At 72.9% G+C, this 7456-nt stretch carries 8 protein-coding genes; 3 read left to right on the plus strand and 5 right to left on the minus strand.

What is annotated here, in order from left to right; genetic code table 11:
* The first annotated feature begins 7 nt into the window (after positions 1–7).
* Positions 8–889 carry a PHB depolymerase family esterase gene (locus M8C17_RS26810; RefSeq protein WP_252419329.1) on the plus strand — a complete coding sequence of 294 codons (882 nt, stop codon included), beginning with the start codon at positions 8–10 and terminating at the stop codon, positions 887–889.
* On the opposite strand, the gene M8C17_RS26815 is transcribed toward M8C17_RS26810, so the two are convergent.
* From M8C17_RS26815 to eno, 4 genes are read right to left on the minus strand one after another with little or no spacing between them, the layout of a single operon-like run.
* Positions 890–1432 carry an amino-acid N-acetyltransferase gene (locus M8C17_RS26815; RefSeq protein WP_252419330.1) on the minus strand — a complete coding sequence of 181 codons (543 nt, stop codon included), beginning with the start codon at positions 1430–1432 and terminating at the stop codon, positions 890–892. It abuts the gene before it with no gap.
* Positions 1429–1986 carry a DUF501 domain-containing protein gene (locus tag M8C17_RS26820; RefSeq protein ID WP_252419331.1) on the minus strand — a complete coding sequence of 186 codons (558 nt, stop codon included), beginning with the start codon at positions 1984–1986 and terminating at the stop codon, positions 1429–1431. Before M8C17_RS26820 ends, M8C17_RS26815 begins: the two co-directional genes overlap by 4 nt.
* A gap of 34 nt (positions 1987–2020) precedes the next feature.
* Positions 2021–2662 carry a septum formation initiator family protein gene (locus M8C17_RS26825; protein ID WP_252419332.1) on the minus strand — a complete coding sequence of 214 codons (642 nt, stop codon included), beginning with the start codon at positions 2660–2662 and terminating at the stop codon, positions 2021–2023.
* 32 nt (positions 2663–2694) lie between these two features.
* A complete protein-coding gene (gene eno / locus M8C17_RS26830) occupies positions 2695–3978 on the minus strand; it encodes a phosphopyruvate hydratase (protein ID WP_252419333.1) in 1284 nt (427 codons plus the stop codon).
* Between the two features lie 213 nt (positions 3979–4191).
* On the opposite strand from eno, the gene M8C17_RS26835 reads away from it, so the two are divergent.
* Both M8C17_RS26835 and nudC read left to right on the plus strand, forming a co-directional pair.
* Positions 4192–4884 (plus strand): hypothetical protein, encoded by a 693-nt coding sequence (locus tag M8C17_RS26835; RefSeq protein ID WP_252419334.1) that lies wholly within the window; start codon positions 4192–4194, stop codon positions 4882–4884.
* A complete protein-coding gene (gene nudC, locus M8C17_RS26840) occupies positions 4881–5753 on the plus strand; it encodes an NAD(+) diphosphatase (protein ID WP_252419335.1) in 873 nt (290 codons plus the stop codon). The genes M8C17_RS26835 and nudC overlap by 4 nt, the downstream gene beginning before the upstream one ends.
* Here the strand turns inward: nudC and M8C17_RS26845 are convergent.
* Positions 5750–7369, minus strand: coding sequence for a DUF885 domain-containing protein (locus tag M8C17_RS26845; RefSeq protein WP_252419336.1), 1620 nt, complete (start codon positions 7367–7369; stop codon positions 5750–5752). The genes nudC and M8C17_RS26845 overlap by 4 nt on opposite strands.
* Between the last annotated feature and the right edge of the window lie 87 nt (positions 7370–7456).

Consider the following 7456-nt stretch of genomic DNA (forward strand, 5'->3'; position numbering starts at 1 on the left):
GCGGCGGATGGTGGCAGTGCTGACGGGGCTGTGCCTCATCGCGGTGGCCGTGGCGTGTGCTGAGCGGGGGCGACCCTCGTCGACCCCGTCCGCCCAACCCTCGGCGTCCAGCGAACGCCCGGCGCCCGGCGACCACCGGCTCACCCTGCGGCACAACGGGTTGGACCGCACCTACCTGCTGCACGCCCCGCCCGGGTACGACCCGAACCGCCCGTCCGCGCTGGTCATCGCCCTGCACTTCTACCCCGGAGCCGGCGCCCTGATGCGGGAGCTGGGCGGCCTCGACGCCAGGGCCGACCAGGACAACGTCCTGGTCGCCTATCCCGACGGGCAGAGCGGCGGCTTCAACGCGCTGGTCTGCTGCGGAACCCTGGACGACGTGGGCTTCCTCAACGCCCTCACCGACCACCTGGTGCGGACCTGGCGGGCGGACCCCAACCGGGTCTTCCTCACCGGCATCTCCAACGGCGGCGACATGAGCTTCCGGGCGGCGGTGGAAGGCGACGGCAGGTTCGCCGCGATCGGAGTGGTCAGCGGCGGCTACAGCGGAACGCTGACCAGGGCCGAGGACTACCTACCGAAGAAACCGGTCTCCGTGATCACCTTCATCGGCGGCCAGGACCGGTACGCCTCGATCTTCCAGACGGGCATCCGGACCTGGCAGCAGCGACTCAAGTGCCGGCCGGCCCCGCAGAAGTCCGGGGCGCCGGGGGTGACCCTGACCGTGGCCCGCTGCGCCGACGGCAGCGACGTCAACGTCCACACCATCGCCGACATGGGCCACAGCTGGCCGGGGGCGGCATCCGGTCAGCTCGCCGCACCCGCCGCGGGCCTGTCGGCCACCGACCTGATGTGGGACTTCTTCAAGACCCACCCCCGCCGGGCCTGACTACAGGCGTAGCAGCATCCGGGTGTTGCCCAGCGTGTTCGGCTTGACCCGCTCCAGGTCCAGGAACTCGGCGACACCCTCGTCGTACGACCGCAGCAGCTGCTCGTAGACCGGCTGCGGCACCGGCGCTCCGTCGATCGCCTGGAACCCGAACGAGGCGAAGAACCGGGTCTCGAAGGTGAGCACGAAGATCCGCGCCACACCCAGCTCCCGGGCCGCGTCGATCAACTCACCCACCAGCCGGTGGCCGATCCGCCGGCCCCGACAGGACGGATCCACGGCCACCGTCCGGATCTCGGCCAGGTCCTCCCACATCACGTGCAGCGCGCCGCAGCCGACCACCGCGTCGTCCGAGGCCCGGACCGCCACCCGGAACTCCTGCACGTCCTCGTACAGGGTCACGGTGGCCTTGCTCAGCAGCCGCCGGTCGTCGGTATACGTGTCGACCAGCCGCCGGATGCCCCGCACATCCCCGGTGCGAGCCCGTCGCACCAGGATCTGGCCCTCGGCACCCGCCACCGACGACACGGCGTCCGCGCTCATTCGGTTGCCGGTACGTCCACGCACGGGCCGGCCGTCCACCAGGGCTCGACCAGCTCCAGCGTCTCGTCGCCGAACGGGTTCACCCCGGGGCCGGCGCCCAACGCGTGCCCCAGGTGCACGTGCAGGCACTTCACCCGGCCCGGCATCCCGCCCGCCGAGATGCCGGCGATCTCCGGCACCTCGCCGATGGCCTCCCGGCGGGCGAGGTAGTCCTCGTGCGCGGCCCGGTAGCGGGCGGCCAGCTCCGGATCCGTCGTCAGCCGTTCGGCCATCTCCTTCATCACCCCGGCCGACTCCAGCCGGCTGCACGCCGCCGTCGCCCGGGGGCACGTCAGGTAGTACAGGGTCGGGAAAGGGGTGCCGTCGGCGAGGCGGGGTGTCGTCTCCACCGCGTCCGGCAGGCCGCACGGGCAGCGGTGGGCCACCGCCTGGGTGCCCCGGGGTGGGCGTCCCAGCTGCGCGGCCACCGCGGCCAGGTCGGCCTCCGTGGCCGGCTCCCGCTGCGGCAGGGGTACGGAATCCGCCGCCGACTCCGGCGGTGGTACGACAGTCACGGTGCCCATCTCTCCTGGTGCGCTGGTGGGTGGATCACTTGCCCGGCTGCTGGCTGTCCGCCGCCTGCACACTCGACCAGAGCGTGTCGTACCAGGTAACCGGCCCGGTCGGGGCGTCCGGAGCGGCCGACTTCCCGGCGTCGCGGGCGGCGCCCTCGGGGTCGTGCAGCACCACCATCATCTTCTCGCCCTGCCGGCCCATGAAGAACCGCTCCCGGGCCTGGGTCTTGATGTACTCGTCGTCCTGCCACTTCGCCGCCTCGCTGGCGAGCTTGGCGATCTCTTCCTCCTGCGCCGCCTGGGCGGCCTCCATCCGTTCGATGTCGGCCTGCTGATCGAGGTAGACCCGGACCGGGTAGGTGTAGGCGAGGGCGAGGGCGATCAGCACCGCGAACAGCACGGTGGCCCGGCCGGTGAAACGACGGGGGTGGGGTGCGGCGAGCCGTTTGACGGAACCACCGGCGGCGGTCCGCCGGGCCGCGGCCGGACGGTTCGCGGAGCGGACCCCATCGGCACCCCGGGCAGCGCCCGGCGCCCGCCCGGCGGCGCCCCGCGGCTCGGCGCGCACGCCGGCCTCCCGGACCGACCCCCGGTTGGCCCGGCCGCCGCCCGGCCGGCCGGACTGACCCGGCCGGCGGGCGGGACGCTGACCACCCGGTGTGCGGCGCTGCTGCATCGTCACACCCCTCCCCCGAGGTTTCGTGCGTCTCAGGCCGAACGGTAGCGCGGGAACGCGCCGGCGCCGGCGTAGCGCGCCGCGTCGGCCAGCTCCTCCTCGATCCGGAGCAGCTGGTTGTACTTCGCGACCCGGTCCGAGCGGGCCGGGGCACCGGTCTTGATCTGACCGCAGCCCGTGGCCACCGCCAGGTCGGCGATGGTGGTGTCCTCGGTCTCGCCGGAGCGGTGGCTCATCATGCACTTGAAGCCGGCCCGGTGGGCCAGGTCCACCGCGTCCAGGGTCTCGGTCAGCGAACCGATCTGGTTGACCTTCACCAGCACCGCGTTGGCCGCCTTCTCCGCGATGCCGCGGGCGATGCGCTGCGGGTTGGTCACGAAGAGGTCGTCGCCGACGATCTGCACCCGGTCGCCGATCGAGGCGGTCAGCGTCTGCCAGCCGCTCCAGTCGTCCTCCGCCAGCGGGTCCTCGATCGACACGATCGGGTACTCGTCGGCCAGCTTCGTGTAGTAGGTGCTCATCTCCTCGGCGGACTTCGCAGCACCCTCGAACGTGTAGGTGCCGTTGTCGAAGAACTCCGTCGCCGCCACGTCGAGCGCGAACACGATGTCGGTGCCGAGCCGGTAGCCCGCCTTCTCGACCGCCTCGGCGATCAGGTCCAGCGCGGCGGCGTTGGTCGGCAGGTTCGGAGCGAAGCCGCCCTCGTCGCCGAGCCCGGTCGACAGGCCCTGCTTCTTCAGCACCGACTTCAGCGCGTGGTAGACCTCCGCGCCGGAGCGCAGCGCCTCGCGGAAGGTGGGTGCGCCGATCGGCGCGACCATGAACTCCTGGATGTCGACGTTGGAGTCGGCGTGCGCGCCACCGTTGAGGATGTTCATCATCGGCACGGGCAGGAGGTGCGCGTTCGGGCCGCCCAGGTAGCGGAAGAGGCTCAGCTCGGCGCTGCCGGCGGCGGCCTTCGCGACCGCGAGGGAGACGCCGAGGATGGCGTTCGCGCCCAGCTCCGACTTGCTGTCGGTGCCGTCGATGTCGAGCATCTTCTGGTCGATCAGCCGCTGCTCGCTGGCCTCGTACCCGATGATCTGGTCGACGATCTTGTCTTCGACGTTGGAGACCGCCTTCTCCACGCCCTTGCCCTGGTAACGGTCGGTGTCACCGTCGCGCAGCTCGATCGCCTCGAAAGCGCCGGTGGAGGCGCCGGACGGCACTGCGGCGCGGGCCACCGTGCCGTCGTCCAGGCCGACCTCGACCTCGACCGTCGGGTTGCCCCGCGAGTCGAGAATCTCCCGGGCGACGATTCCCTCGATGGTTGCCACTGAGTCGCTCCTCGTTGTTGTTATCCGGTCCGTGGGTGGGCCGCGACGGTGCGGCTGAGGCAGGTGTTGCACGCAGCGTATCGGGCCACGGGAACGGGCACGGCGTCGCCCGCGTACCCGGGTCGCCCCGCGCTGACGGACATTCCCGGATTTCCGGGCGTCAACCGGCAACGGGTTTGCGCTGCGCCGACTCGATCCACCAGGCTGGTCGCCATGCCCGCCGCCTCGACCACCCTCCGCATGTTCGCCGTGTCGGTCATCGCGTCGCTCACGGTCACCGGCTGTCAGACATTCGAGGACGCCGGACGAGCCATGGGGCGTTCCGACCTGGTCAACGACCTCGCCGCCCGGCTGGACCGCGCGCTGGAGTCGACCTACTCGGCCGACTACCAGCTCCCGGGCGGAGAGCGCGCCGCGATCGCGCAGGCGCAGGATCCGGCCCGCTCCGCGTACACGTATCCCGGTGGGCGACTCACCGTCACCCCGGAGGCGATCACGCGGTGCACGGCGGCCGACGGCCGCACGGCGTGCACCATCGTCGCGCCACCGACCCCGGCCAGCAAGCCCACCGTGGCGCTCTTCGACGAGGCCAACCGGCAGGGCCTCGTCACACCGCCGGTGGTGGTCGGCCTGCTGACCGCCGCCGCGCTCGACCCGCAGGCGGTCATCCGGCAGAGCGACACCACCGTCGCCGGGCACCACGCCACCTGCGTGGAGGTCGAGCGGTCGGACGGCGACTTCACCGCCTGCGTCACCACCGAGGGCGTGCTGGGCAGCTTCACCGGGCCGGTCGACGGCAAGCCGATGGAGCTGGCGCTGAGCCGCTACTCCGAGACGGTGGCGAAGGACGCGTTCGACCCGCCCGCCGGCGCCGGCGTGGTGGACCGCCGGCCGGGCGGCTCGTGACCGGCCCGACCGTCGGGTCCACACCACGCGTCGGGTTCCAGCCGGGGGCCGACCTCGGCGGCCCGCCCGCACCCACCGACCTCGCCCTGCCGGTGCTCGGCGCGAAGCTGCTGACCACCGCCGACGGGGCCGTGCCACGGGTGGCCGACCTGCCCGCCGACACCCGATGGGTGCCACTGGGCACCCTCGACGGAGTGCCCGCCTGGGCGACCGAGCTGGCCACGCCCGACGACTTCCCCGGCCGGGCGCGCGGTTGGGCCTCGCTCGCCGCCGAGGTGCCCGAACCGCTCGCCACGCTGGCCGGCCGCGCCCTGGCCGTGGTCACCTGGCGACGTACCCACCGGTGGTGCGGCGCCTGCCGGGCCGAGCTGACCGACCAGGCCGGCGAAACGGCCCGGCGCTGCCCCGGCTGCGGCCTGTACGTGCCGATGCAGCTCTCCGCCGCGGTGCTGGTGGCGATCACCCGGCCAGGCCCGGAAGGCGGCGCCGACGAGCTGCTGCTGGTCCGGCACGCCACCGGGCCGACCGGGCTGTGGGCACTGGTCGCCGGCTTCGTCGAGGCCGGCGAGACCCTGGAGGCGGCCGTGCACCGGGAGGTCGCCGAGGAGGTCGGGCTGACCGTCGACCGGTTGGCCTACTTCGGCAGCCAGCCGTGGGCGATCTCCGGCCCCGGCGTGCTGCTCGCCGGCTTCACCGCCCGTGCCGGCGACCCCCGGGCCGAGCCGGTGGTCGACGGGCGGGAGTTGATTCAGGCCCGCTGGTTCGGCCTGGACGAGCTGCCGGCGGAACTGCCGCCCGCGTACTCCATCTCACGCTGGCTGATCGACGAGACGGTGACCGCCGGACGCCGCCCGCCCGGGGCGGGCTAGAGCCCGAGCAGGGTGCGCAGGTGGCGCGGGGGCGGGCAGTCGTGGGCGAGCATCGCGTCGTGCCAGTCGCGCACCGACACCCCGTCCGGACGGGCGGCGGCGATCTCGGCAACCTCGCTGTAGCCCACGAAGTAGGTGGACAGCTGGGTCGAGGTCAGCAGCGACCGGCGCCACTTGCCGGCGGCCTCGCCCTCCTCCTGGAAGCCGCGCCCCGTCATCAGCGCCATCGCCTCGGCCTCGGGCAGCTCCTCGGCGTGCACCAACTGGTCGAGCAGCGCGTTGATGGTCATCCGTAGCTGCATCTTGAGCTGCTGCAACCGCACCGGCAGGCCACCGAAGCCGAGCCCGGCCATCAGTTCCTCGGTGTACACGGCCCAGCCCTCGATGAACGGGCCCGACTCCGCCAGCGCCCGGGCCCGGGTGCCGCCGACGTAACGGCGGGCGTGGGCGAGCTGGAGAAAGTGCCCGGGCATGGCCTCGTGCACGGTCAGATTGCGGATCATGTGGTCGTTGTACTCGCGGTAGAACGACTCGACCCGCTGCGCCGGCCACTCCGCCGGGGTGGGTGCGATGCAGTAGAAGGTCGGCAGGGTGGCGGTCTCCAGCGGACCGGGCGCGTCGCAGTACGCCACCGCGACCCCTCGGGCGAACTCGGGCATCTCCTGGATCACGCACCGGTCGTCGACGAGCGTGACCAGGTCGTGCGCGCGGACGAAGTCGGTCGCCTCGTCCAGGGTCACTCCGGCCAGCTCGACGATCGTCGCGTCGTCCGGGCGTTCGGCGGCGAGCACGTCCAGCGCCCGCCGTACCGCCGCGTCGTCGGCCCGGCCGCCGACCAGCTCGACGGACGCCTCACGGATCTCGGCGGTGACCCGGTCCAGGTTGGCCCAGGCACGACGCTGGATCTCGGCGGCGCCCAGCTCGGTGTCCAGGGTGTGCCAGAGTCGGGCCTCCCAGCGGCGGCGACCGAGCCGGGGATCACGGCCCGGGCTGGCGTCGGCGGCCAGGCCGACGCGCAGCCAGGCGACGAACTCCTCCAGCGCGGCGATGGCCCCGGTGGCCGCCGGCTCCACCCGGTCGAGGCTGCCGGGTGCCTGGGCGAGCAGCGCCGGCAGCTCGTCGCGGATCAGTGCGGCCGTGCCGGTGAACTGCCCGACCGCCGTCTCGGCGTGGATCCGCGGCATGTCCCGCAGCGTCGCGCGCGCGGTGGCCAGGGCGTCCGGTACGGCGGCGAGCCGGCCCGCCAGCTGGGTCAGTCGCACCTCTACCGGGGCGTACGGGCGGGCCAGCAGCGGATGCAGCAGCGGGCCGGGGTTGTGGCGCAGCGGGTCCCACTCGTGCGAGCGGATCTCGGTCAGCTCGAACAGCTCCCGATCCACGAAGGAGGTGAGCAACGCGTGGTCGACCTGCTCCTCGATGTCGAGCGAATCGGAGTCCAGTTCGGACAGAGCGTTGGCCGCGTCGGAGAGCATCGCCCGGTCGGCGGCGAGAGCGTCCGCGGACAGGTCGGGCAGACGGTCGTCGTACCGATGGTCCCCGGCCGCGGTGGCGACCCCCGGCCGGCTCTCCAGTAACGCCTCGACAACCCGTTCCGCGAGAACCCCAAACGCTTCCACCCCCCGACCCTACCGACCGCCCCCCGCCCAGCCGCCACTTCCGTCGATCATGAAGTTATTGCCGTCCGCCTCGGCGCGTCGTGGCAA

This window comes from Micromonospora sp. RHAY321 (assembly GCF_023896955.1).
Classification (GTDB): Bacteria; Actinomycetota; Actinomycetes; order Mycobacteriales; family Micromonosporaceae; genus Micromonospora.